The following is a 24655-nucleotide window of genomic DNA, read 5'->3' on the forward strand; positions in this document are numbered from 1 at the left end:
CTTCGGCCTCGTCGCTCGCGTCGGCGTCGGTGGTGGCCTCGGGCTCCGCGTCGGCTTCGTCGGCGTCGGTCTCGGCGGTCGCCTCGGGCTCGGCCTCAGCCTCGGCCGCGTCGTCAACGACCGCCTCGGGCTCCGCGTCGGCTTCGTCGGCTTCCGCGACGGCTTCCGGCTCGGCGTCGGCTTCGGCGCTGGTCTCGGCGTCGGCGGCGGCCTCGGGCTCCGCCTCGGCTGCGGTCGCGTCGTCGACGACTGCCTCAGGCTCGGTTTCGGCCTCGTCGTCGCCTTCCGCGACCGCTTCGGCCTCGTCGCTCGCGTCAGCGTCGGCGACGGCCTCGGGCTCCGCGTCTGCTTCCTCGGCGTCGGCGTCGGCCTCGTCGTCAGCGACCGCTTCCGGCTCGGCGTCGGCGTCGTCGCTCGCGTCAGCCTCGGTGGCGGCCTCGGGCTCCGCGCCGGCCTCTTCGGCGTCGGTCGCTGTGACCGCCTCGGGCTCCGCTTCGGCGTCCGTGGACGCCTCAGGCTCGGTCTCGGCTTCGTCGGCGGTGGCGGTTTCGGTGACTGCCTCGGGCTCCGCTTCGGCTTCCGCGTCGGCCTCGGTGGACGCCTCAGGCTCGTCGTCGGCTTCGTCGTCGGCGTTGGTTTCGGCGATTGCCTCCGGCTCCGCCGCTGCCTCGGTGACTGCCTCGGGCTCCGCTTCGGCCTCCGCGTCGGTTTCGGTGGCGGCCTCGGGCTCCGTTTCGGTTTGGTCGCCTAGCTCGGTGACGGCTTCCGGCTCGGCGTCGGCTTCCTCAGCGTCCGGCTCGGCGGTCGCGACGGCGATGGCGTCCGCGTCGGCGGCGACGGCTTCGGCGTCCGCGTCGGCGGCGACGGCTTCGGCGTCCGCGTCGGCGGCGACGGGCTCGGCGTCCGTGTCAGCGGCGACGGGTTCCGCGTCGGCGTCCGTGTCAGCGGCGGTGGGCTCGGCGTCGGCGTCCGGCGTCGTGGCCTCGATCGTGGTTGCCGTTGCTTCGGTGGGTTCCGCGTCCGCGGTGGCTTCGACGGCGGCCGGGGCTTCGGCGGCCGGTGCGTCCGTGGTGGTGGCGGCGTCGCCGTTGGCGGCCGCCTCCTCGGCGAGCAGGGCCTGCCACTCGCGCTCGAACTCCGGGTCCGCGGCCGCCGCGGCGGCCGCGGTCTCCGCCGATTCCTCGGCGTCGGGGGCCTCGACGACGACGTCGGCTGCGGCGTCGGCTGCCGCCACCGCCTCGGCGTCCGCCTCGTCGAGCGCCGCCTCCGCGTCGGCGTCCGCGACCTCAGCCGCTGCGGTCTCCGCAGCAGCGGGCTCCGCGACGGCGGCGTCGGGCTCGGCGGCAGCGGCGGGAGCGTCCGATTCGGACGCAGCGGTGGCGGGTGCCGTTGCGAAGGAGGAGAAGGAGCCGCCGGCGGCGGGTGCGCCGAGGAGTTGGCTCGCCATCGGCGGGAGCGGTTGGGTCGTGCCGGAGGGGTCACTCGGACGGATGACCGGGTTCTCGATCGTGGTCTCGGTCAGGGCCGCCGAGACCGGTTCGGCGGCCGCGTTCGCCGCCTGGGCCGCGGCGAGCGCGTCGAGCGCCGACTGCGGGGCCTCGTCACCGGGTGGGCGCTGGCCGGGCACGGCAAAGGTGGGCTCGCCCTGATCGGGCTCGTGGGTGGGCTGGGGCTGCATGCGGGTGGTCCTCCGTCCGCTCCGTAACGGAAACCCGGCCGGGCGATGCCAGGATGGGTCGGCGCCGGGACCGGTGGGGGTGACGGGGCGCGACTGCCGAAACGCAACGCGTCGGACCCGTGCGCCGGCATGGCCGGCGACGGGTGGACGCGCATAGGAAAGAGGCAGGGGAGCGCCCCGCCGGAGAGCAAGAAACCCGGGCGGCGCACGGACAAACTACCGCGACGTGAGCCCGAGCACACCCCCTGATTTCGCACGGATATCCCCGGGAAAGACGCACGCCGCCGGTACGGAACAATTGGTCAGGTGGCCGTACCAGAATCGGGTCTCGACCCGGCGATCGCCGCCCGCCTGAAGCGCTCCGCCGACGGGCTCGTGCCCGCCGTCGTCCGTCGCCACGACGACGGCGAGGTGCTCATGCTCGCCTGGATGAACGACGAGGCACTGCACCGCACCCTGACCACCGGCCGGGCCACCTACTGGTCCCGCAGCCGCCAGGAGCTCTGGGTCAAGGGCGAGACCTCGGGCCACCGCCAGCACGTGAAAGCCGCCGCCCTCGACTGCGACGGCGACACGATCCTGCTCACCGTCGAACAGGTCGGCCCGGCCTGCCACACCGGCACCCCGACCTGCTTCACCGACGAGCTTCCGGTGCGGGCATGACCACCGGCGCGGTCACACCGACCCTCGAGCGGTTCGCCGAGAGCGCCCGCACCAGCCGGGTCGTCCCGGTCACCCGGCGGCTGCTGGCCGACGGCGAGACCCCGGTCGGCGTCTACCGCAAGCTGGCCGGCGGCCCGGGCACGTTCCTGCTGGAGTCGGCCGAGCCGGGCGCCGGCACGGCCTGGTCCCGCTACTCGTTCGTCGGAGTCCGCAGCGCGGCCACGCTGACCGAGCGCGACGGCGGCGCCGAATGGCTGGGCACCCCGCCCGAGGGCGTGCCGACCACCGGCGACCCGGTCGACGTGCTGCGGTCGACGGTCGCGGCGCTGACCGGCGGCCGGCACGACCCCGACGGCCCGCCGCTGACCGGCGGCATGGTCGGCTACCTGGCGTACGACCTCGTCCGCCGCTTCGAACGCCTGCCCGAGCTGGCCGACGACGATCTCGGCGTCCCCGAGCTCGGCATGATGCTGGCCACCGACCTGGTGGTGCTCGACCACTACGCGGGCTCCGCGATCCTGGTCGCCAACGCGATCCTGCCGCCGGCCGCCGACGAGCGCGCGATCGCCGCCGCGTACCACCATGCCGTCGGCCGTCTCGACGCCATGACCACCTCGCTGTCCCGGCCGACCCCGCCGATGATCTCCACGATCGACCTGGCGGGAGCCGAACCCCGGTTGGAGAGCCGGACGCCCGACGGTGAATATCCCAAGTCGGTCGAGCTGGCCAAGGAGGCGATCCGGGCCGGCGAGTGCTTCCAGATCGTCGTCTCGCAGCGGTTCGAGCGCCGCACCGGCGCCGACCCGCTCGACGTCTACCGGGTGCTGCGGACGACCAACCCGAGCCCGTACATGTATCTCCTGCGCTTCGACGACTTCGACATCGTCGGCTCGTCGCCGGAGGCGCACCTCAAGGTCACCGAAGGCCGGGCGCTGCTGCACCCGATCGCCGGCACCCGACCCCGCGGACGCAACCCGCGGCACGACAACGAGCTCGCGACCGAGCTGCTGGCCGACCCCAAGGAGCGGGCCGAGCACGTGATGCTGGTCGACCTCGGCCGCAACGACCTCGGCCGGGTCTGCGTGCCCGGCACGGTCGAGGTGCCGGAGTTCGCCACCATCGAGCGCTACAGCCACGTCATGCACATCGTCTCGACGGTGGTCGGGCAGCTCCGCGACGACCAGACCGCGTTCGACGCGCTGGCGGCGACGTTCCCGGCCGGCACGCTCTCCGGCGCACCCAAGGTCCGCGCCATGGAGATCATCGAAGAGCTCGAACCAACCCGCCGAGGGGTGTACGGCGGCACGGTCGGCTACCTCGGCTTCGGCGGCGACCTGGACATGGCGATCGCGATCCGCACCGCGCTGATCCGCGACGGTGTGGCCTACGTGCAGGCGGGCGCCGGCATCGTCGCCGACTCCGACCCGGCGGCCGAGGAGCGCGAGACCCAGAACAAGGCCGCCGCTGTCCTGGCCGCGATCACCGCCGCCGAGACCTTGCGGGCCGCCCGGTGAAGAACCCGTTCGCCGGTGGGGGACGCCGTCCGCTCACGCTCGCGGTGCTGCTCTGCGCCGTCGGCGCGGGCCTGGCCTTCGTCGGCGCCGGGCGCGTCTGGGAACACGGCCTCACCCACGGGGTCGCGGCGCCCTCGAGCTTCGACCAGACCGGCTCCGACCTCGTCCCGGGCCTGACCGCGCTGGCCCTGGTCGCGCTGGCCGGCGCGGGCGCCCTGCTGGCCACCCGAGGCTGGGCGCGCCGCGCGGTGGGCGCGCTCGTGCTGCTCGTGGGTCTTGGTCTGGTGGCGCTCGCGTTCGATCGGGTGTTCGACGCCAGCACCGCCTGGCCGGCCCTCACCGCCGTCGGCGGCGTGCTGGTCGTCGTGGGTGGGCTCGCCGCCGCTCTGGCCGGGCACCGCTGGCCCGGCATGGGCGCGCGCTACGAGCGGTCACCGAAGGCCGCGGGCGGCACCACGGACGCGTGGAACGCGCTGGACCGTGGTGAGGACCCGACGGTCAGGTGAGCGAGCGCGCGGCGGCCTTCCGCGGCGGCATGGTCACGATCATCGCCACGTGACGGCGCACCTCGTCGCGCTGGTCGGCCCGCGCCCGGTCCGCGCAGATCGCCTCCCAGGCGTTGCCGCGTGCCGTGCGGATCTTGTCGCCGCCCACGACCACCCGCTGCGCGGTGTCGATGACGCCGTACGCCGCCGAGAGGACGGCCCGCGGAAGGTCCGCTATCCCGCCCTGCTGCTGTCGTCCCAGTCTGTTGTCCATGTTCCGCCCCGATGAACAAGTCCCCTGTGGTCGGTGCACCAGTGGCACCGTCGACCAGTTTGCCCGACCACATCCTCTCCCAGGGCCGTTTCGGCAGAGTGTCCGACCCGTGGCGGATGCGGTACCGGTCACCCCCCGTGTTACCGGCAGCACACCCACGCCGGGACGGGCCGGGCATTATGCCCGACCACGCGGCGTGAGACGGCCCATACCCCGGACGCTGTCCGCGGTCCGTGGGGCCATAGCATCGGGCGCATGACACCCGGAAAGGGGAGTCCGTTGGTGAATGCTGATCAACCGCAGGGTGACGACGGCGCCAACTCGGCGGCGCCGGTGAGTGTCCTCGACGAGATCATCGCGGGTGTCCGCGAAGACGTCGAAACTCGGCAGCAGCAGGTCCCATTGGCCGAGGTGAAGCGGCTGGCGGCCGCCGCGCCGCCGCCACGCGACGCGCACGCCGCGCTGCGCCGCCCGGGCGTCGCGGTGATCGCCGAGGTGAAGCGGGCCTCGCCCTCGCGCGGGCAGCTCGCCGACATCCCCGACCCGGCCGACCTGGCCCTCGAATACGCGGGCGGCGGCGCCCGCTGCATCAGCGTGCTCACCGAGGGCCGCTGGTTCGGCGGTTCGCTGGACGACCTGGCCGCGGTGCGGGCCGCGGTCGACGTGCCGGTGCTCCGCAAGGACTTCGTCGTCTCCAGCTACCAGGTGCACGAGGCGCGGGCGCACGGCGCCGACATGGTGCTGTTGATCGTCGCCGCGCTCGAGCAGAACGTGCTGACCGGGCTGCTGGAGCGCATCGAGTCGCTCGGCATGACCGCCCTCGTCGAGGTGCACGACGAGGAGGAGGCCGACCGGGCCATGGAGGCCGGCGCGCGGGTGATCGGCGTCAACGCGCGCAACCTGCGCACGCTCGAGGTCGACCGGTCGGTGTTCGAGCGCATCGCGCCCGGGCTGCCCAACAACGTCGTCAAGATCGCCGAATCGGGTGTACGCGGGCCGCACGACCTGATCCGCTACGCCTCCGCCGGCGCGGACGCGGTGCTGGTCGGCGAGGGCCTGGTGACCCAGAAGAGCCCCCGGGACGCGGTCGCGGAGCTGGTCAACGCCGGCAACCACCCGGCGACGCCGAGGCCGGTGCGATGAGCGAGCGCAGCGAGCGCAGCCAGCTCAGTCGACTGCGGTCAGGCCGGGGCTCGCGAAGCGAGGCACGAGCATGACCGACCTGCTCCTGCCCGACGCTACGGGGCACTTCGGGCCCTTCGGCGGCCGGTTCATCCCGGAGGCGCTGGTCGCCGCGCTCGACGAGCTCGACGCCGCGTACCGGGCCGCCAAGGCCGACCCGGCGTTCGTCGCCGAGTTCGAGGGGATGCTGCGCGACTACGCCGGCGCGCCCTCGCCGCTCTACGAGGCCCGGCGGCTGTCGGCCCAGGCCGGCGCGCGAATCCTGCTCAAGCGCGAGGACCTGCTGCACACGGGCGCGCACAAGGTGCGCAACGTGCTCGGCCAGGCGCTGCTCACCAAGCGGATGGGCAAGCGCCGGGTGATCGCCGAGACCGGCGCCGGCCAGCACGGCGTCGCCGCGGCCACCGCGGCGGCGTACCTGGACCTCGAGTGCGTGGTCTACATGGGCGAGCTCGACACGCAGCGCCAGGCGCTCAACGTCGCCCGGATGCGGATGCTGGGCGCCGAGGTCATCCCGGTGACCAACGGCTCGCGGACGCTCAAGGACGCCCTCAACGAGGCCCTGCGCGACTGGGTCTCCTCGGTCGACGAGACCCATTACCTCCTGGGTACGGCGGCCGGCCCGCACCCGTTCCCGGAGCTCGTCCGCGACTTCGTGGGCGGCATCGGTCGGGAGGCCCGCGCCCAGTCGCTGGAGCGGCTGCAGGGGCTGCCCGACGCGGTGGCCGCCTGCGTCGGCGGTGGGTCCAACGCGATCGGCATCTTCCACGCCTTCGTGCCGGACGAGGGTGTCCGGCTCTACGGGTTCGAGGCGGGCGGCGACGGCGTGGCCACCGGCCGGACGGCCGCGTCGATCACCGCGGGCTCCAAGGGCGTGCTGCACGGCGCCCGGACGTACGTGCTGCAGGACTCCGACGGCCAGACGCTCGAGTCGCACTCGATCTCGGCCGGCCTGGACTACCCGGCCGTCGGGCCCGAGCACGCCTGGCTGCACGACACCGGCCGCGCGACCTACGAACCCGTCGACGACGACGAGGCGATGGCCGCGTTCCAGCTGCTCTGCCGCACCGAGGGGATCATCCCGGCGATCGAGAGCGCGCACGCGCTGGCCGGCGCCCTGCGGATCATCCCGAAGCTCACCGAGGAGCTGGGCCGGGAGCCCGTCATCGTGGTCAACCTGTCCGGCCGGGGCGACAAGGACGCGCACACCGCCGGCACCTACTTCGGGATCCTCTGATGAGCATCGCTGTGGCGTTCGAGAAGGCCAGGGCCGAGGGCCGGGCGGTGCTGGTCGGCTGCATGCCGGCCGGCTTCCCGACGGTCGACGGGAGCATCGCCGCGATGAAGGCGATGGTCGAGGCCGGCGTCGACGTCGTCGAGCTGGAGATCCCCTACAGCGACCCGGTGATGGACGGCCCGGTGATCCAGAAGGCGAGCGACATCGCGCTGGCCAACGGGGTCCGGGTGGCCGACACGATGCGGATCGTCGAGGCGGTCGCCGCCACGGGCGCCCCGGTGGTCACGATGACCTACTGGAACCCCATCGAGCAGTACGGCGTGGACAGGTTCGCCCGCGACTACGCGGCGGCCGGCGGCACCGGGTTGATCACACCCGACCTGATCCCGGACGAGGCGCACGACTGGCTGGCCGCCTCCGACGCGTACGGGCTCGACCGCACGTTCCTGGTCTCGCCCTCGTCGACCGACGCGCGCCTGGCGATGACCGTGGCCCACTGCCGCGGGTTCGTCTACGCCACCGCGCTGATGGGCGTCACGGGCGCCCGCGAGCAGACCTCGTCGGCCGCGCCGGCGCTGGTCGCGCGGGTCCGCGCGGTCACCACCGACCTGCCGGTCGGAGTGGGTCTCGGGGTACGCGACGGGGCGCAGGCCGCCGAGGTCGGCTCGTTCGCCGACGGAGTGATCGTCGGCAGTGCGCTGATCCGCTGCGTGCTCGACGCCGACGACGAGGCGTCGGGATTGGCGTCGCTGCGGGCGTTGTCCGCTGATCTGGCGGCGGGAGTGCGGGCCGTCAACCGTTAGTCAGCCGGCGAGGCCGACGACGACGTCCTGGCTCCGGGAGGCGAGCGCTTCCGCGGCCTCGGGATAGTCGGGCTCCGCGTCGCGGTCGACCTGGCAGATCACGCCGGACCGCCCGGCCACCGCGTCGGCGATCGCCATGCGGGTCGTCGGCGTCATCGGCTGGGGCAGGTCGTCGACGTCGTGCCAACCGAGGCGGCAGATCCGGCCAGGCGCGTTGACCAGGGCCTCACCGCGGCCGTCGCGGCAGCGGAAGACGTGCACGACGACGTCGGGCAGCCCTTGGCCGCACAACTCGTAGAGGCCGACGAGATCGACCATCTCGACATCCATGCCGGTCTCTTCCCGGATGTCCCGGACCGCGGCGTGGATCGGGCTCTCGTGCTCACGGACCTTCCCGCCGGGCAGCCCCCACCGGCGGTGTCCCTGGCTCTGCTGGCAGAGCAGCACGCGGCCGGCGTCGTCGGTGACGATCGCGGCGACCGCGGAAGTGAGGGAGTTCATACCGGCTTACCGTACGCCGATCACCGGTTAACGTCAGCTGTCGTGCAACGGTCGTGCACGATGCGTGCGGTGTCCGGATAGATCCGGGACGAACCCGGGGTGCCACCGGCACCATGCGCGACGGTACCGTGTTGACCCGTGACCCTCGCCGCGATTCCGAGCCCCACTCATGCCGTCTGGCAGATCGGTCCTGTCCCGATCCGGGCATACGCCCTCTGCATCATCCTGGGCATCATCCTTGCCGGCGTGGTGACGGAGGTCCGCCTCCGCCAGCGCGGCGCGCACAAGTGGGCGATCCTCGACATCGCGGTCTGGGCGGTGCCGTTCGGCATCATCGGCGCCCGGATCTACCACGTGATCACCTCACCCGGTGCCTACTTCGGCGAGGGCGGTGACCCGCTCGAGGCGTTCCAGGTCTGGAAGGGCGGCCTGGGCATCTGGGGCGCGGTGGCCGGCGGTGCCGTCGGCGCGCTGTTCGCCTGCCGCCAGCTCGGCATGCCGCTGACCGTCGCCGCCGACGCGCTCGCGCCCGGCCTGCCGCTGGCCCAGGCCGTCGGCCGGCTCGGCAACTGGTTCAACAACGAGCTCTACGGCCGGCAGACGACGCTGCCGTGGGGTCTCGAGGTGCACGAGATGGACTCGGCCGGCCGGCCCACGCTGGTCGACGGCGAGCCGGTGCTGCGCCCCGGCCTCTACCAGCCGACGTTCCTCTACGAGCTGATCTGGAACGTGCTCGTGGCCGGCCTGGTGGTCGCCCTCGACCGCAAGTTCAAGTTCGGCAAGGGCCGCGCCTTCGCGATCTACGTGATGGGCTACACCGCCGGCCGGTTCTTCGTCGAGATGCTCCGCGACGACACCGCCACGCACATCGCCGGCGTCCGGATCAACGTCTTCGTGTCCGCGATCGTGTTCATCGGCGCGCTGATCTACTTCCTGCGGGTCCGCGGGCCGCGCGAATACCTCATCCCGGTGGGCGCCGACGCGCCCGTCCCGGCTCCGCGCGCCGCCGGCGACATCTCCACCGTCGACGTCTCCGCCAAGGCTTCGTCCGCCGCGGCCATCCCGTCCGCGTACCAAGTGGTCACGGAAGAGCAGTTCAAGGCGTACCAGGAGACCGGCGCCGTCCCTGAAGCGGACGACACAGCCTCCTCGGCCGTGGAAGCGGACGGCGAGTCCGACGTCGACGGCGGCACGGCCGACGAAGATGGGCAGGACAGCGACACCACGGCCGCCGGTGCGGGTGGCCGCGCCGACGACCGCTGAGCCACCAGACCACCCGAGAGGCGGTGCCGATGCGTACGGCCGTGGTGGTGGGCGCGGGGATCGGCGGCCTGGCGACGGCCGGCGCCCTGGCCCGCTCCGGCTGGCAGGTGACGCTGCTCGAACGCGCCGACCGGGTGCGGCCCGGCCGCACGGCCCTGGTGCTCTGGCCCAACGGCATCCGCGCGCTGCGCGCCCTCGGCCTCGGCGACGGCCTCGACGCGATCGGCACCCCGCTCGGTGAGAGCGGGGTCCGGCGCCCCGACGGCCACTGGCTCGTGCAGCCGCGCCCGGTCGCGGCGCACCGCGCGCCGGTCGTCGTGCACCGCGAGGACCTGCACGACGCGCTGATCGCCGGGCTCGGCGACCGGCTCGACATCCGCACCGGCGTCCAGGTCGACGACGTGCGCACCGGCGGCACCGAACGACCCGCGGTGACCGCCGGCCGGCAGGCTTTCGCCGCCGACCTCGTGGTCGCGGCCGACGGCACCGACAGTGCGGTCCGCGCCCGGCTGGCGCCGGAGTCGGCCGTGGTCAGCTCCGGCTGCACCGCCTGGCGCGCGGTGATCCCGTGGTACCGGGCGCCGAAGAGCCTCGAAGGCCGTCCCGCCGGCGGCGAGACCCTCGGCGCCGGCTACCGGTTCGTGGCCGCCTCGCTGGGCGAGCGGGGCTCGTCGGGCGCGTCCACCCGCGGCGGCGTCTACTGGGTCGCCACCGCCGCCGGCGCGCCCCGGCCGGAGCCGCCGGCCACCCAGCTCACACTTCTCCGGCGCTGGTACGCGGGCTGGCCCGAGCCGATCGCCGACCTGCTCGAAGCGACCGAGCCCGACGACCTCGTCCAGCAGGAGGTGCGCGAACTGCGCCCGCTGCCACGGTCGTACGCGTTCGCCGCGGGACCCGGCGGCGTGGTGCTGCTCGGCGACGCCGCGCACGCGATGCCGCACCACCTCGGCCAGGGCGCCTGCCTCGCGTTCGAGGACGCGGCCACGCTCGCGGCCGCCGTCCGCGACGCCACACCCGGCCTGGCGCTGCGCCGGGCCATCGAGGGCTACGACCGGGAGCGCCGACCCCGCGCCGCGACGATGGTGCGGCAGACCCGGCGCATGTCGGCGGTGCTGCAGACCCGCGGCCGGCTCGCGCTGCGCGCCCGCGACGCGGCGCTCGGCCAGATCACCCCGCGCCTGCTCGGCAGTGCGGCGAGCACCGCCGCACAGTGGCGACCCCCCGCGTGACGGAGGAGTAAGCGGCCGAGCAACGTGGTCGAGGTGGCCGAACGTGCCATGACCAACTTGCGCGCGAGCGGGCAGACTACCGGCTACCGGACGGAAGGGTGCGTCGTGGACGAAGGTGGGTCAGCAGCGGTCGACGGGCAAAGCCCCGTCCGCGCCGAGGCCTGCCTGCTCGGCCCCGTCCGCCTGGTGGCCGACGGTGTGGACGTCCCGTTGCCCGGGCCCGCGCGCGACCTGCTGGGCCTGCTCGCGCTCCGTCCAGGTGAGACGGTGCCGGTCGACCAGGTCGGTGCGGCACTGTGGACGGTGCCGAGGCAGCGCGGCGCGGGCGCGGGGGAGCGGGTCGACGCCGCGGCCGAGGCCCTCGCCGCGGCGCTGACCGGCGCGGGCTGCCCCGAGGTGTTGCGCCGCACGCCGGACGGTCTGGTGCTCCGGTTGCCCGGCCGCGCCGTCGACGCGATCCGGTTCGGGCACCTGCTGGGCCGGGCCCGCGAGCTGATGACCGACGGCGACTGGGCCGGCGCGTCCGCCCGGTTCGCCAGCGCGCTGCGGCTCTGGCAGGTCGACATCGACGGCGACCCGCTGGCCGGCACGGTGGTCAACCCGCTCGGCTGGCTCCAGGCCGACCGCACCCGGCTCGTGCAGATGCGCGCCGCCGCGATCGAGGACCGCTGGGAGTGCCTGCTGCGCCGGGTCGCCGCCGCGCTCACCGCGGCCGGTGCGCCGGCCGCCGACGCCGACGCGGTCGCCGCCGGCTCGGCCGCGGTGGCCGCGGCCGAGGAGGCGGTCGCCGACCTGGAACGCGCGCTGGCCCGCCATCCGCTCCGCGAGCGGCTCTGGGAGCTGCTGCTGACCGCCACCGCGTTCGCCCGCGGCCGGCGCGCCGCGGCCGAGGTGCACGACCGGGCGGTGCTGGCCGTCGCCGACAACCTCGGTGTCGAACCCGGGCGCCGGCTGGGCGAGATCGCGGCACTGGTCCGCTCCGGCGGCCTGGCGACCTGGTGGGAACAGCCGGAGCCGTGCCCACCGGCGCCGGCGGCGGCCGTGCCGGCCCGCGCGGCACTGCCGGTGCCGCTGACCCCGCTGATCGGCCGCGAGCGCCTCGCCGCCCGGGTCGCCGGGCACCTCGCCGACGGCCGGCTCGTCACGTTGACCGGGCCCGGCGGCAGCGGCAAGACGAGGCTCGCGGTCGCGGTGGCCGCCGACCGGGCACCGGTCTGGTTCGTCGACCTGAGCGTCGTCGACGACCCCGCCCGGGTCGTGGTCGCCGTCGCCGCCACCCTCGGCGTCCGCGACGAGCCCGGCCGGGCGATCGCCGACACGCTGGCCGATGCCCTCGGCAGCGGCGGCGGGCTCCTGCTGCTGGACAACTGCGAACACGTCGTCGGCGGGGCCGCCGAGCTGGCGCGGGTGCTGCTCGACCGGTGCCCGGCGCTGCGGATCCTGGCGACCAGCCGGGTGGCGCTGCGGCTCCCGGACGAGCTGACGGTCCCGGTGCCGCCGTTGCCGGGTCCCGCGCCGGACGGCGAGCACACCATCGCCGGCCTGGCCATCCATCCGGCCAGCCGGCTGTTCCTGGAGCGCGCGCGGGCCCGGTCCGGTCGGCCGGTGCCGGAGGCCGACGCGGCCGCGGTGGCGCTGCTCTGCGCCGAGCTCGACGGGCTGCCGCTGGCGATCGAGCTGGCCGCCGCGCGTACACCCGTGTTGTCGGTGCCCGAGATCGTGGAGCGCCTGCGCGCCGACCACAGCGTGCTGCGCAGCCCGGACCCGACCGCGCCGGCCCGGCACCGCACGGTCGCGGCCGCCGTCGAGTCCAGTGTGGACCAGCTCGCGCCCGCCGCCCGACTGCTCTTCGACCGCCTCGCGGTGTTCGCCGGCGGTTTCGACGCCGAGGCGGCCGAGGCCGTCGCCGGGCCGGACGCGGCCGAGGGTCTCGCCGCGCTCGTCGAGGCGTCGCTGGTGGAGACGCAGCGGCCGGGTGCCGACGCGCGCTACCGGATGCTGATGCCGATCCACCGGCAGGCACTGGCCCGGCTGCGCGGCGCCGGTGCGGAGGACGCCGCCCGGGGGGCGCACGCCCGGCATTTCCTCGCGCTGGCCGAACACGCCGAAGGCGGGTTGCGCGGCTCCGCACAGGGCTGGTGGCTGGGCCGGCTGCGCCGCGAGGCGCCCAACCTGCGCGCCGCGATGGGCTGGCTCGGCACCGCGGCCGAGTCGCCGGCCGAGCCGCACGGCGACGCGGGCGTCGCCGCCGACCCGCACGGCGACCTCCGCCTCGCCGGCGCGCTGGCCGGCTACTGCCGGCTGGAGGGCTACTACCGCGACGGCCGGGAGTGGCTCGTCGACGCGCTCGCCCGGCACCCCGACGCGCCGGCCGCGCTGCGTGCCAAGGCCCTCGCTGGCGCGGGCATGCTGGCGATGCTGCTCTGCGACTACCCGGCCGCGGCCGGGCACGCGGCGGCGGCCCGCGCGGCCTGCCGGGCCGCAGGTGACCCGCTCGGCGAGGCCCGGGTCGAGCTGACGCTGGGCTCGGTGGCCCGGGAGCGGGCCGAATACAAGGTGTCGGCCGCACATCTCGACGCGGCCGCCCGGCTGTTCGGGGTGCACGGCGACGACTGGGGTGTCGCACAGTCGGCGCTGCTGCGCGGCTTCACCGCCTGGCTGGCCACCGACCTCGACCGCGCGGAGGCGAAGCTGCGCGCGAGCCTGGCGGGCTTCGAGCGGCTCGGCGACCCGGAGGCGGCGGCCACGGCCCTGATGAACCTGGGCGCCGTCGCGCTCTACCGCGGCGACGGCGACCGGGCGGCCTCGCTGCTCGACACGGCCCTCGACCGGTTCACCGCGCTGGCCTTCCCGGAGGGCCTGGGCTGGGCGCACAACCTGCGCGGGCTGGCCGAGCTGCGGGCCGGCCGCACCGGCCGGGCGGTCAACCACCTGACCCGCAGCCTCGCCACCCACCGCCAGGTCGGCGACCGCTGGCGCACCGCCAGCGTGCTGGAGGCGCTCGCCGAGGCGGCCCGGATCGTCGGGGCCGGGGAGCGCGGTGCGGCGCTGCTCGGCGCGGCGGCGACGATCCGCACCGAGCTGGGCACGCCGGTGCCGGCCTGCGAGCTGTACGACCTGGCCGCCACCGCCGCCGGTCTGCGCACCCAGCTCGGCGAGGAGGCCTACGCGGCCGCCCACCGCGCCGGCCAGACCGCCAGCCTGGACACCCTGGTGAGCGCGGCCGAGCCGGCCGTACCGGCGCTGCCGGCCCGGGCCGAGCCGGCCTAGGGGGCGCTGACCGGCGCGGGTTCGGCGATGCAGGCGGTGGCGATGCGCTTGAAGCCGACGCGCAGGTAGACCCGGGCCACGTCGTCGCTGCTGGCCGACAGGAAGACCACGCGGGCGCCGTCGGCGAGGGCCTGCCGGGCCAGCGTCAGCGTCAGCGCGGCGCCCAGGCCGCGGCGGCGGAACGCGGGCAGCGTCGCCACCCCGGCGATCTCCACGACGTCCCCCGCCCGCATCCCGATGCCGCTCGCCACCGGGCCGGCGTCGGGCAGCTCCACGATCGCGGTGAACCGGCGGCCCGCCACGATCGCCGCGCGCTCGTCGTCGACAGCGGCGGCGTCGAGGTCGACGCGGGCCGCGTCCCGCTCGGCGGGGCCGGCGGCGCCGGCGCCGGTGCCGGGTGTGCCGAATCCCACTGCCGCGACCGCGCGGGACAGCTCGGTGTCAGCGGCGAACGTGTCCGCCGCCGGGTCCAGCAGGCGGACGCCGGGCGCCGGAACGTCGGGCAGCGCGGCCGGGTCGAGCACCATCAGCGGCGCCTCCAGCACGGCCAGGCCGGCCGAGCGGGCCACCGCGAGCAGGTCGGGCGTGTTCTCGTGGACCCACTCGAACGCCTCGGGCAGGCCCAGCTCGCGCTGCCGCTCGCGGGCGGCCATGATGTCGGCGGCCGAGGGCGGTGCGGACCCGTCGAGGCGCGGCCGGGCGTAGAACGGCCACCCGGCCCCTTCCCGGACGAAGAGCACCAGACCGCCGAAGTCCTCCGCACGTGCGGTGAACCGGGGCAGCGCGTCGTAGAACGTCTCCAACCGGTGCAGGAGAGCAGGATCAGGGGTGGTCACCGCGCGAGAGTACACATCTCAGATCCTGGGCGTGTGATCAATACGTCCTGGCGGATGAGGGCCGCCATTCACGTAAACTCAGAAGACCCAGCAGGGCCGACGTCGTCCCGAACCTGAAATCAGCGTGACCGAGACGACCGTGGAGGCCCGGTGGCATACCCGTATCCCCAGGGTTTGTACGACCCGGACAACGAGCGTGACTCCTGTGGTGTCGCGTTCGTCGCCGACCTCGCCGGCCGCCGTTCCCACGATGTCGTGGCGAAGGGCCTGTCGGCGCTGTGCCGGCTCGACCACCGGGGCGCGCGGGGCGCGGAGCCCAACACCGGCGACGGCGCCGGCATCATGATCCAGGTGCCCGACGAGTTCCTCCGGGCCACCGTCGACTTCACCCTGCCGCCCGCCGGCTTCTACGCCACCGGCCTGGTCTTCCTGCCCACCGAGGACGCCGAGGCCGCCCAGGCGGTCACGGTGATCGAGAAGTACGCGATCGTCGAGGGCGCCGAGGTGCTCGGCTGGCGCGACGTCCCGGTCGAGCCCGCGGGCCTGGGCGCCACCGCCGAGCTGGTCCGCCCGCGGATCCGCCAGATCTTCCTCGCCGCGCACCGGCTGCACGACGGTCCCGACGGGCCGGCCGGCACCCCGGTCAGCGGCCTCGACCTCGACCGGGTGGCGTTCTGCGTGCGCAAGCAGGCGGAGCGCGAGACCGCCGAGCGGGGCATACCGGCCTACTTCCCGAGCCTGTCCGCCCGCACCATCGTCTACAAGGGCATGCTCACCCCGGACCAGCTCCCCGCGTTCTTCCCGGACCTGACCAACCGCCGTGTGCGCAGCGCGATCGCCCTCGTGCACTCGCGCTTCTCGACCAACACGTTCCCGTCGTGGCCGCTGGCCCACCCGTACCGCTTCATCGCGCACAACGGCGAGATCAACACCATCCGCGGCAACAAGAACTGGATGAACGCCCGCGAGGCGCTGCTGTCGTCGCCGAAGATCCCCGGCAACATCCGCCGGCTCTTCCCGATCTGCACGCCGGCCGCGTCCGACTCGGCCAACTTCGACGAGGTGCTGGAGCTGCTGCACCTCGCGGGCCGGGAGCTGCCGCACGCCGTACTCATGATGATCCCGGAAGCCTGGGAGAACGACACCGCCATGGACCCGGCGCGCCGGGCGTTCTACCGCTTCCACGCGAGCCTGATGGAGCCGTGGGACGGCCCCGCCAGCGTCGCGTTCTCCGACGGCACGCTGGTCGGTGCCGTGCTCGACCGCAACGGCCTGCGGCCGGGCCGCTGGTGGCGCACCGAGGACGGGCTGGTCGTGCTCGGCAGCGAGGCCGGCGTGCTCGACCTCGACCCGACCACGGTGGTCGCCAAGGGCCGTCTCCAGCCCGGCCGGATGTTCCTGGTCGACACCGCCGAGGGCCGGATCGTCGAGGACGACGAGATCAAGGCCGAGCTGGCCGCCGCCCTGCCCTACGACGACTGGCTGCACGCCGGCCTGATCGACCTCGAGGACCTGCCGGCCCGCGAGCACATCGTCTACACCCACGACTCGGTGCAGCGCCGCCAGCAGACGTTCGGCTACACCGAGGAGGAGCTCAAGATCCTGGTGGGGCCGATGGCCCGCAGCGGCGCCGAGCCGCTCGGCTCGATGGGCACCGACACCCCGATCGCGCCGCTGTCCACCCGGCCGCGGCTGCTCTACGACTACTTCCACCAGCTCTTCGCCCAGGTGACCAACCCGCCGCTGGACGCGATCCGCGAGGAGCTGGTGACCAGCCTGTCGGGCACGATCGGCCCCGAGGGCAACCTGCTCGACCCGGGCGCGGCCAGCTGCCGGCAGATCGTGCTGCCGCGGCCCGTGCTCGACAACGACGAGCTGGCCAAGCTGCTCTCCGTCGACGACGACGGCGACCTGCCCGGCTTCAAGGCGGTCCGGGTCTCCGGGCTCTACCCGCTGCGCAACGGCGCGGCCGGCATCAAGGCGCGGCTGACCGAGATCTGCCGGCACGTCTCCGAGGCGATCGAGGACGGCGTGCGCATCCTGGTGCTCTCCGACCGGGACTCCACGGCCGGGCTCGCGCCGATCCCGTCGCTGCTGCTCACCGCGGCCGTCCACCAGCACCTGGTGCGCGAGCAGACGCGCACCCAGGTCGCGCTGGTCGTCGAGTCCGGCGACTGCCGCGAGGTGCACCACGCGGCCCTGCTGCTCGGTTACGGCGCCGCGGCGGTCAACCCGTACCTCGCGTTCGAGTCCGTCGAGGACCTGATCGCCACGGGCGCGCTGACCGGTGTCGGCCCGGCCGACGCGATCCGCAACTACGTCAAGGCGCTCAGCAAGGGCGTCCTCAAGATCATGTCGAAGATGGGCATCTCCACGGTCTCGTCCTACTGCGGTGCCCAGGTCTTCGAAGCCGTCGGGCTCGACGCCCGGGTGGTGCAGCGCTACTTCGCCGGCACGCCCGCGAAGATCGGCGGTGCCCGGCTGGCCGACATCCACACGGAGATCGCGGCCCGGCACGCCCGCGCGTACCCGGCCAACGAGGCCGAGCGCAGCCACCGCAAGCTCGACGTCGGCGGCGAATACCAGTGGCGCCGCGAGGGCGAGCTGCACCTGTTCAACCCGGAGACGGTGTTCCTGCTCCAGCACGCCACCCGCAGCCGGCGGGAGGACATCTTCGCCCGCTACACGGCCACCGTCGACAAGCTGGCCGCCGAGGCGGGCTCGTTGCGCGGGCTGTTCCGGCTGCGCACCGGCGACCGGCCGGCCGTGCCGATCGACGAGGTCGAGCCGGTCAGCGCGATCGTCAGGCGGTTCGCCACCGGCGCCATGTCGTACGGGTCGATCTCCGCGGAGGCGCACGAGACCCTCGCGATCGCGATGAACCGGCTCGGCGGCAAGTCCAACACGGGCGAGGGCGGCGAGGACGTCGATCGGCTCTACGACCCCGCCCGCCGGTCCGCCGTCAAGCAGGTGGCCAGCGGCCGGTTCGGCGTCACCACCGAATACCTCGTCAACGCCGACGACCTGCAGATCAAGATGGCGCAGGGCGCGAAGCCCGGCGAGGGTGGCCAGCTGCCCGGCAACAAGGTGTGGCCGTGGATCGCGAAGACCCGGCACGCCACGCCGGGCGTCGGGCTGATCTCGCCGCCGCCGCACCACGACATCTACTCCATCGAGGACCTGGCGCAGCTCGTACACGACCTCAAGATGGTCAACCCGGCGGCGCGCGTACACGTGAAGCTCGTGTCGGAGGTCGGTGTCGGCACCGTCGCGGCTGGCGTCGCCAAGCTCAAGGCCGATGTCATCCTGATCTCCGGACATGACGGGGGTACGGGCGCCAGCCCGCTCAACTCGCTCAAGCACGCCGGCACCCCGTGGGAGCTGGGGCTGGCCGAGACCCAGCAGACGCTGCTGCTCAACGGCCTGCGCGACCGGGTCACCGTGCAGGTCGACGGCCAGCTCAAGACCGGCCGCGACGTGGTGGTCGCCGCCCTGCTCGGCGCCGAGGAGTTCGGCTTCGCCACCGCGCCGCTGATCGTCTCGGGCTGCGTGATGATGCGGGTCTGCCACCTCGACACCTGCCCGGTCGGCATCGCCACCCAGAACCCGAAGCTGCGCGACAAGTTCACCGGCAAGCCGGAGTTCGTCGAGACGTTCTTCGAGTTCCTCGCCGAGGAGGTCCGCGGCTACCTGGCCGAGCTGGGCTTCCGCTCCATCGACGAGGCGATCGGCCACGCCGAGCTGCTCGACCTGGTGCCGGCGATCGACCACTGGAAGGCCAACGGGCTCGACCTGACGCCCGTGCTGCACGTGCCGGACCTGCCCGAGGGTGCGGCCCGGCGCCGGGTCCGCGCGCAGGACCACGGGCTCGAGCGCGCGCTCGACAACCAGCTCCTGGAACTGGCCGCCCCCGCGCTGGCCGACGGCGCGCCCGTGCGGGCCACCGTCGCGGTCCGCAACGACCAGCGCAGCGTCGGCGCGATGCTGGGCGGCGCGGTCACCCGGCGGTTCGGCGGCGAGGGGCTGCCCGACGACACCATCGAGCTCGACCTCGTCGGCACCGGCGGCCAGTCGTTCGGTGCGTTCCTGCCCCGCGGCGTGACGATCCGGCTGCACGGCGACGCCAACGACTACGTCGCCAAGGGCCTGTCCGGCGGCCGGATCGTGGTGCGCCCGCACGTCGACGCGCCGTTCGTGGCGGAGCAGCAGATCATCGCCGGCAACACCATCCTCTATGGAGCGACCGGCGGCGAGCTGTTCCTCCGCGGCCGGGTCGGCGAGCGGTTCGCGGTCCGCAACTCCGGTGCCACCACGGTGGTCGAGGGCGTCGGCGACCACGGCTGTGAATACATGACGGGCGGCACCGTCGTCGTGCTCGGCTCGACCGGCCGCAACTTCGCCGCGGGCATGTCCGGTGGCACCGCCTACCTGTGGCGGGCCGACCCCGCCCGGGTCAACCCCGAGCTGGTCGACCTGACCCCGCTCACCGACGACGAGCAGGTCACCGTGCAGGCGCTCGTGCAGCGCCACTTCGCGGAGACCGACTCGGCCGTCGCCGAGGACCTGCTCAAGCGCTGGCCGGAAGCGGCCCGCGAGTTCACCGCGGTTGTCCCGCGCGACTACAAGCGCGTGATGGAGGCGATCCGGGCCGCCGAGGCTGCCGGCCATGACGTCGACACGGCTGTCATGGAGGTAGCACGTGCCTGACCCTCAGGGTTTCCTGCACCATTCGCGGAGGCTTCCGGAGCGGCGTCCGGTGCCGGTCCGCATCCAGGACTGGCGCGAGGTCTACCCGTCGGCCGACGACGGGCTGATCCGCGAGCAGGCGAGCCGCTGCATGGACTGTGGCATCCCGTTCTGCCACCAGGGCTGCCCGTTGGGCAACCGGATCCCGGACTGGAACGACCTGGTCCGCACCGGGCAGTGGGCGTCCGCCTCGGAGTCCCTGCACGCCACCAACAACTTCCCGGAGTTCACCGGGCGGCTCTGCCCGGCGCCGTGCGAGGCGTCCTGCGTGCTCACCATCGCGGGTGGCGAGTCGGTGACGATCAAGCAGGTCGAGGTCGAGATCGCCAACCGGGCGTTCGACCTCGGGCTGGTCACGCCGCAGCCGGCCGGGCACTCGTCGGGCAAGCGGGTCGCGGTGGTCGGCTCCGGCCCCGCCGGGCTCGCGGCGGCGCAGCAACTCGCCCGGGCCGGGCACGCGGTCACCGTGTTCGAGCGCGACGACCGGGTGGGCGGGCTGATGCGGTACGGCATCCCCGACTTCAAGCTGGAGAAGTCGCACATCGACCGGCGGATCTCGCAGTTGGCGGCCGAGGGGGTGGTCTTCGAGACCGGCGTCAACGTCGGCGTCGACGTGACCGCCGACCAGCTCCGGGCCGAGTACGACGCCGTGCTGCTGGCCTGCGGCGCGCTGCAGGGCCGCGACACGCCGGCGACGCCGGGGCGCGGGCTGCGCGGCGTGCACCTGGCCATGGAGCACCTCGTGCCGGCCAACCGGGTCGCCGCGGGTCTGGCCTCCTCGACGCCGGTCGACGCCGCCGGGAAGCACGTCGTGATCATCGGCGGCGGCGACACCGCGGCCGACAGCCTCGGCGTGGCGCACCGGCAGGGCGCGGCGGGCGTCTACCAGCTCGACCTCTACCCGGAGCCGCCCGCGGCCCGCGACGAGGCCCGCGACCCGTGGCCGACCTGGCCGTGGATCCTGCGCAACTACCCGGCGCACGAGGAGGGTGGCGCGCGCGACTTCGCGGTCGGCGTGCAGGAGTTCGTGCACGACGGCACCGGCGCGGTGCGGGCGGTACGCATCGCCGAGGTGTCGGTGACCAAGGTCGACGGTGAGCGCCGGATCCACGTGGTGCCGGGCTCCGAGCGGGAGCTGCCGGCCGACGTCGTGCTGCTGGCGATCGGCTTCGACGGCACCGAGCCGCAGCCGCTGCTCGACCAGCTCGGCGTGACGCGCAACGCGCGCGGTGCGGTGGACGCCCGGCCCGACTGGCAGACGGGCACCGACGGCGTGTTCGTCGCCGGCGACATGCACCGGGGCGCCTCGCTGATCGTGTGGGCGATCGCCGAGGGCCGGGCCGCCGCGGCCGCCATCCACTCGTACCTGGGCGGCGAGGGCGAGCTGCCGACGCCGGTCGATCCGGCGGCCGTACCCCTTGCTGCGTAATAGGTTTTTGACGCTCGGTGACTGTCGGTCGGGTGCCATCGGCGCCTGTGCCAGGAGTAGGCTCGCTGACGGTCACCGGCGGTAGATGACGGCGGTGACGGCAACTGTTCGGATTCCCGACAGAAGCCGGTTACGAGGACGATCCGGGAAAGAGACTAGCCTCATGGGCGTGACACGCCGCGCGAAGATTGTCTGCACGATGGGCCCAGCCACCTCCTCGCCGGAGCGGATCCGTGGCCTCGTAGACGCCGGTATGGACGTCGCACGGCTCAACTTCAGCCACGGTGACCACTCCGACCACGAGGCGATCTACAAGCTCGTGCGCGAGGCCGCCGACTCGGCCGGCCGCGCGGTCGCGGTGCTCGCCGACCTGCAGGGCCCCAAGATCCGTCTCGGCCGGTTCGCCGACGGCCCGCACGAGTGGCGCACCGGCGACTCCGTGGTGATCACCAGCGACGACATCATCGGCACCGCCGACCGGGTCTCCTGCACCTACGCGAAGCTTCCGCAGGAGGTCAAGCCCGGCGACCGCCTGCTGATCGACGACGGCAAGGTCGCGGTCGAGGTCACCGAGGTCACCGGCAACGACATCCGGGTGCTGGTCATCGAGGGCGGCCCGGTCTCCAACAACAAGGGCGTCTCGCTGCCCAACGTCGCCGTCAGCGTGCCGGCCCTGTCCGACAAGGACACCGAGGACCTGCGGTTCGCGCTGCGGCTCGGCGTCGACCTGGTGGCGCTCTCGTTCGTCCGCTCGCCCGACGACGTCAAGCTGGTCCACTCGATCATGGACGAGGTCGGCGTGCGCCGCCCGGTGCTGGCCAAGGTCGAGAAGCCCGAGGCCGTGGAGCGCCTCGAGGAGATCGTCGACGCCTTCGACGGCGTGATGGTCGCCCGCGGTGACCTCGGCGTCGAGCTTCCGCTCGACCAGGTGCCACTGGTGCAGAAGCGCGCCGTGCAGATGTGCCGCGAGGACGCGAAGCCCGTCATCGTCGCGACCCAGATGCTCGACTCGATGATCGAGAACGCGCGCCCGACCCGCGCCGAGGCCTCGGACGTGGCCAACGCGGTGCTCGACGGCGCCGACGCGCTGATGCTCTCCGGCGAGACCAGCGTCGGCAAATACCCGGTGCTCACGGTCTCGACGATGGCAAAGATCATCTCGACCACCGAGAGCGGCGGGATGCCGGTGCCGCGCCTGCAGCACGACCCGCGCACGCACGGCGGCGCGCTCACCATCGCCGCCTCCAACGTCGCCCGCGCGGTCGGCGCCAAGGCCATGGTCGCGTTCTCCCAGACCGGCGACACGGTCCGCCGCCTCGCCCGGCTGCACTGCGAGCTGCCGCTGCTGGCCTTCACCCCGGTCTCCGAGGTGCGCGCCCAACTGGCGCTGAGCTGGGGTGTGGAGACGTTCCACATGCCGTTCGTGCAGCACACCGACGACATGTTCCGCCAGGTCGACCAGGCGCTGCTCGGCCTCGGCCGGGCCGAGCCGGGCGACTACGTCGTGGTCGTGGCGGGCAGCCCGCCCGGCACGCCGGGCTCGACCAACACGCTCCGGGTTCACCTGATCGGCTCGCTGGTCGACCCCGCCACCGTCACGCGCCAGACTCCGTGACGGCCGGCGCCATGCCCGAGGGCGGGCAGTCGGCGGTCGACTACCTGGTCCGGATGCTCGACCTCGAGCGGCGCTCGGAGGACACCTTCGTCGGCACCACGCCGGTGGTCGGCCTCCAGCGGGTGTACGGCGGCCACGTGGCGGCCCAGGCCCTGGTCGCGGCGGGCCGCACGGTCGACCCGACACGCACGGTGCACTCGCTGCACGGCTACTTCGTGCGCCCGGGGGAGTCCGGTCAGCCGATCGAGTACCGGGTGGAGAACATCCGCGACGGCCGCTCGTTCTCGGTCCGCCGCTCGGTGGCGGTGCAGAACGACAAGACGATCTTCTTCATGTCCGCGTCGTTCCACCGCCACGAGGACGGCCTCGACCACCAGGCGCCGGCGCCGCTGGACGTGCCCGGCCCCGACGAGGTGCCGACGATGCGGGAGCGCCTGGGCCCGTACCCGGAGCGGTTGGGCATCTGGAGCTCGGTGCCGTGGTCGCTGGACGTGCGCTACGTCGGCGAGCCGGGCTGGGTCCCGCCGGGCGACCGCCGCGCGGACCCGCACCAGCGGGTGTGGATGCGCATCGACGGCAAGCTGCCGGACGACCCGCTGCTGCACGCCTGCGCGCTCACCTATGCGTCCGACATGACCCTGCTCGACTCGGTCCTGTCGGTGCACGGCGAGGTCTGGGGCCCGGGCGGCGTGATCGGGGCCAGCCTGGACCACGCGCTGTGGTTCCACCGCCCGTTCCGGGCGGACGAGTGGTTCCTCTACGACTGCTGGAGCCCGTCGGCCTCGGGCGGCCGTGGCCTGGCCACGGGCCGCATGTTCACGGCCTCAGGAGCCAACATCGCCACCGCGGTCCAGGAGGGCCTCCTCCGCCGCGTGGGCGCATGATCCATTCGGATATACGTACCCGATAGGATTAGTGCCATGCGACTGTCCGCACGGGTCGACTACGCACTGCGCGCGATGGCAGAACTCGCCGCCGCGGCGGCTGACCAGGACGGCGCCACCCCGTCGCCGATGACCGCCGAACAGGTGGCCAAGGCCCAGGAGATCCCGCCGAAGTTCCTGGAAAGCATCCTCCTGCAGCTACGCCGGTCGGGCCTGGTCCACGCCCAGCGCGGGCCGGACGGCGGTTACTGGCTGGCGCGACCGGCGCGCGAGATCGGGCTGGGCCAGGTGATAAGGGCGATCGACGGGCCGCTCGCCAATGTGCGCGGGCAACGCCCCGAGGATCTTGGCTACACGGGCGCCGCGGCGGCGCTGCAGGAGGTCTGGATCGCGCTGCGGGCGAGCGAGCGCGAGATCCTGGACCTGGTCTCCATTCACGACGTGGCCACCGGAAAGCTCCCGGACCGCGTCCGCGACCTCACCGCGGACCCGGCGGCCTGGGCCTGAGCGGGCTATTGGCCCACGACGGTCCGGAGGTCGCATCTCGGACCGCCGCGGGTACCGACATCGAACCATCTTTGGCCGCGCTGCGATTCCGATTGGCGTGCTACGCCGGATCGGACGCTCTGTGCCAGATGTCGCTACCGTCCGTTTTCGACGTACGGTTCGTCCGTGGAACGTGCTGAGCTGATCTCGCTGCTGACCAGCGGCGCCGACGCCGACGTGGCGTGCCGCGAGGCACTCGAGCGGGGCGCGGACTTCCACGTCTTCACCGACGAGGGTGGTCCGATTCCGGCGAGCCAACTCGCCCCGACCTACCGCCGGCGGGAGGCCGGCATCCACCGGCAGGGCATCGAGACGCTCGGCTTCGCGGCGGCGGTCGAGACGCTGGAGACGCTCGGAAATCAGCCGGTGCTGCTCGGCCGGGTCGTCTCCGACGAACCACTGATGTCCTTCGTGCTCTTCTTGACACCCGACACGACGTCGGTCCTGGCCTGCCTCGGCGTGGGCCAATTGCCACCCCGCACCTAGGGTCTGTCTCGAAG

Annotated in this window: 18 protein-coding genes and 1 pseudogene; 15 read left to right on the forward strand and 4 right to left on the reverse strand. The window is 73.8% G+C overall.

What is annotated here, in order from left to right:
* Positions 1–1678 (reverse strand): annotated as a pseudogene (locus Air01nite_RS36325) (hypothetical protein); the annotation flags it as partial.
* Between the two features lie 306 nt (positions 1679–1984).
* Between Air01nite_RS36325 and hisI the strand changes: the two are divergent.
* Genes hisI through Air01nite_RS36340 form a run of 3 tightly spaced genes read left to right on the forward strand, consistent with a single transcriptional unit; the run spans position 1985 to position 4361 of the window.
* Positions 1985–2341 carry a phosphoribosyl-AMP cyclohydrolase gene (gene hisI, locus Air01nite_RS36330; protein WP_239091215.1) on the forward strand — a complete coding sequence of 119 codons (357 nt, stop codon included), beginning with the start codon at positions 1985–1987 and terminating at the stop codon, positions 2339–2341.
* Positions 2338–3855, forward strand: a complete 1518-nt coding sequence (locus Air01nite_RS36335) for an anthranilate synthase component I (RefSeq protein WP_203707934.1) — start codon at positions 2338–2340, stop codon at positions 3853–3855. The genes hisI and Air01nite_RS36335 overlap by 4 nt, the downstream gene beginning before the upstream one ends.
* Positions 3852–4361 (forward strand): Trp biosynthesis-associated membrane protein, encoded by a 510-nt coding sequence (locus Air01nite_RS36340; RefSeq protein WP_203707935.1) that lies wholly within the window; start codon positions 3852–3854, stop codon positions 4359–4361. The genes Air01nite_RS36335 and Air01nite_RS36340 overlap by 4 nt, the downstream gene beginning before the upstream one ends.
* On the opposite strand, the gene Air01nite_RS36345 is transcribed toward Air01nite_RS36340, so the two are convergent.
* Entirely contained in the window at positions 4354–4614 is a 261-nt protein-coding gene (locus tag Air01nite_RS36345; RefSeq protein ID WP_203707936.1) for a hypothetical protein, read from the reverse strand. The genes Air01nite_RS36340 and Air01nite_RS36345 overlap by 8 nt on opposite strands.
* 282 nt (positions 4615–4896) lie before the next feature.
* Here Air01nite_RS36345 and trpC point away from each other — a divergent pair, with 282 nt between their 5' ends.
* The 3 genes from trpC (at position 4897) to trpA (ending at position 7836) form a co-directional block, all read left to right on the forward strand.
* A complete protein-coding gene (gene trpC, locus Air01nite_RS36350) occupies positions 4897–5757 on the forward strand; it encodes an indole-3-glycerol phosphate synthase TrpC (protein ID WP_239091216.1) in 861 nt (286 codons plus the stop codon).
* A 70-nt stretch (positions 5758–5827) separates the two neighbouring features.
* Positions 5828–7033, forward strand: coding sequence for a tryptophan synthase subunit beta (gene trpB, locus Air01nite_RS36355; RefSeq protein WP_203707938.1), 1206 nt, complete (start codon positions 5828–5830; stop codon positions 7031–7033).
* The gene (gene trpA, locus Air01nite_RS36360; protein WP_203707948.1) at positions 7030–7836 is read left to right on the forward strand and encodes a tryptophan synthase subunit alpha; all 807 of its coding nucleotides are present in this window, start codon (positions 7030–7032) and stop codon (positions 7834–7836) included. The genes trpB and trpA overlap by 4 nt, the downstream gene beginning before the upstream one ends.
* Here the strand turns inward: trpA and Air01nite_RS36365 are convergent, their stop codons facing one another.
* Entirely contained in the window at positions 7837–8337 is a 501-nt protein-coding gene (locus tag Air01nite_RS36365) for an NUDIX hydrolase (protein WP_203707939.1), read from the reverse strand.
* A 138-nt stretch (positions 8338–8475) separates the two neighbouring features.
* Between Air01nite_RS36365 and lgt the strand changes: the two genes are divergently transcribed.
* The 3 genes from lgt to Air01nite_RS36380 are packed head-to-tail and all read left to right on the forward strand — an operon-like array spanning position 8476 to position 14099.
* The gene (gene lgt / locus Air01nite_RS36370) at positions 8476–9600 is read left to right on the forward strand and encodes a prolipoprotein diacylglyceryl transferase (protein ID WP_239091217.1); all 1125 of its coding nucleotides are present in this window, start codon (positions 8476–8478) and stop codon (positions 9598–9600) included.
* Between the two features lie 29 nt (positions 9601–9629).
* Positions 9630–10829, forward strand: a complete 1200-nt coding sequence (locus Air01nite_RS36375) for an FAD-dependent oxidoreductase (RefSeq protein ID WP_203707940.1) — start codon at positions 9630–9632, stop codon at positions 10827–10829.
* A gap of 48 nt (positions 10830–10877) precedes the next feature.
* Positions 10878–14099, forward strand: coding sequence for an AfsR/SARP family transcriptional regulator (locus Air01nite_RS36380; protein WP_203707941.1), 3222 nt, complete (start codon positions 10878–10880; stop codon positions 14097–14099).
* Here Air01nite_RS36380 and Air01nite_RS36385 read toward each other — a convergent pair.
* Positions 14096–14935: a GNAT family N-acetyltransferase gene (locus tag Air01nite_RS36385; protein ID WP_239091218.1), complete on the reverse strand. Its 840-nt coding sequence runs from the start codon at positions 14933–14935 to the stop codon at positions 14096–14098. The genes Air01nite_RS36380 and Air01nite_RS36385 overlap by 4 nt on opposite strands.
* 150 nt (positions 14936–15085) lie before the next feature.
* Between Air01nite_RS36385 and gltB the strand changes: the two genes are divergently transcribed.
* From gltB to Air01nite_RS36415, 6 genes are all read left to right on the forward strand, one after another.
* Positions 15086–19642: a glutamate synthase large subunit gene (gltB, locus tag Air01nite_RS36390; protein ID WP_203707942.1), complete on the forward strand. Its 4557-nt coding sequence runs from the start codon at positions 15086–15088 to the stop codon at positions 19640–19642.
* Positions 19635–21110, forward strand: coding sequence for a glutamate synthase subunit beta (locus Air01nite_RS36395; RefSeq protein ID WP_203707943.1), 1476 nt, complete (start codon positions 19635–19637; stop codon positions 21108–21110). The genes gltB and Air01nite_RS36395 overlap by 8 nt, the downstream gene beginning before the upstream one ends.
* 163 nt (positions 21111–21273) lie before the next feature.
* Entirely contained in the window at positions 21274–22725 is a 1452-nt protein-coding gene (gene pyk, locus Air01nite_RS36400; protein ID WP_203707944.1) for a pyruvate kinase, read from the forward strand.
* Positions 22726–22736: 11 nt separating this feature from the next.
* On the forward strand, positions 22737–23609 hold the full coding sequence (locus tag Air01nite_RS36405) for an acyl-CoA thioesterase (protein ID WP_203707951.1): 873 nt from the start codon (positions 22737–22739) through the stop codon (positions 23607–23609).
* A gap of 36 nt (positions 23610–23645) precedes the next feature.
* Positions 23646–24116, forward strand: a complete 471-nt coding sequence (locus tag Air01nite_RS36410) for an RrF2 family transcriptional regulator (protein ID WP_203707945.1) — start codon at positions 23646–23648, stop codon at positions 24114–24116.
* Positions 24117–24281: 165 nt separating this feature from the next.
* Positions 24282–24641 (forward strand): hypothetical protein, encoded by a 360-nt coding sequence (locus tag Air01nite_RS36415; protein ID WP_203707946.1) that lies wholly within the window; start codon positions 24282–24284, stop codon positions 24639–24641.
* Positions 24642–24655: the final 14 nt, after the last annotated feature.

Origin of the sequence: Asanoa iriomotensis (genome assembly GCF_016862515.1) — a bacterium.
Taxonomy (GTDB): Bacteria; Actinomycetota; Actinomycetes; order Mycobacteriales; family Micromonosporaceae; genus Asanoa; species Asanoa iriomotensis.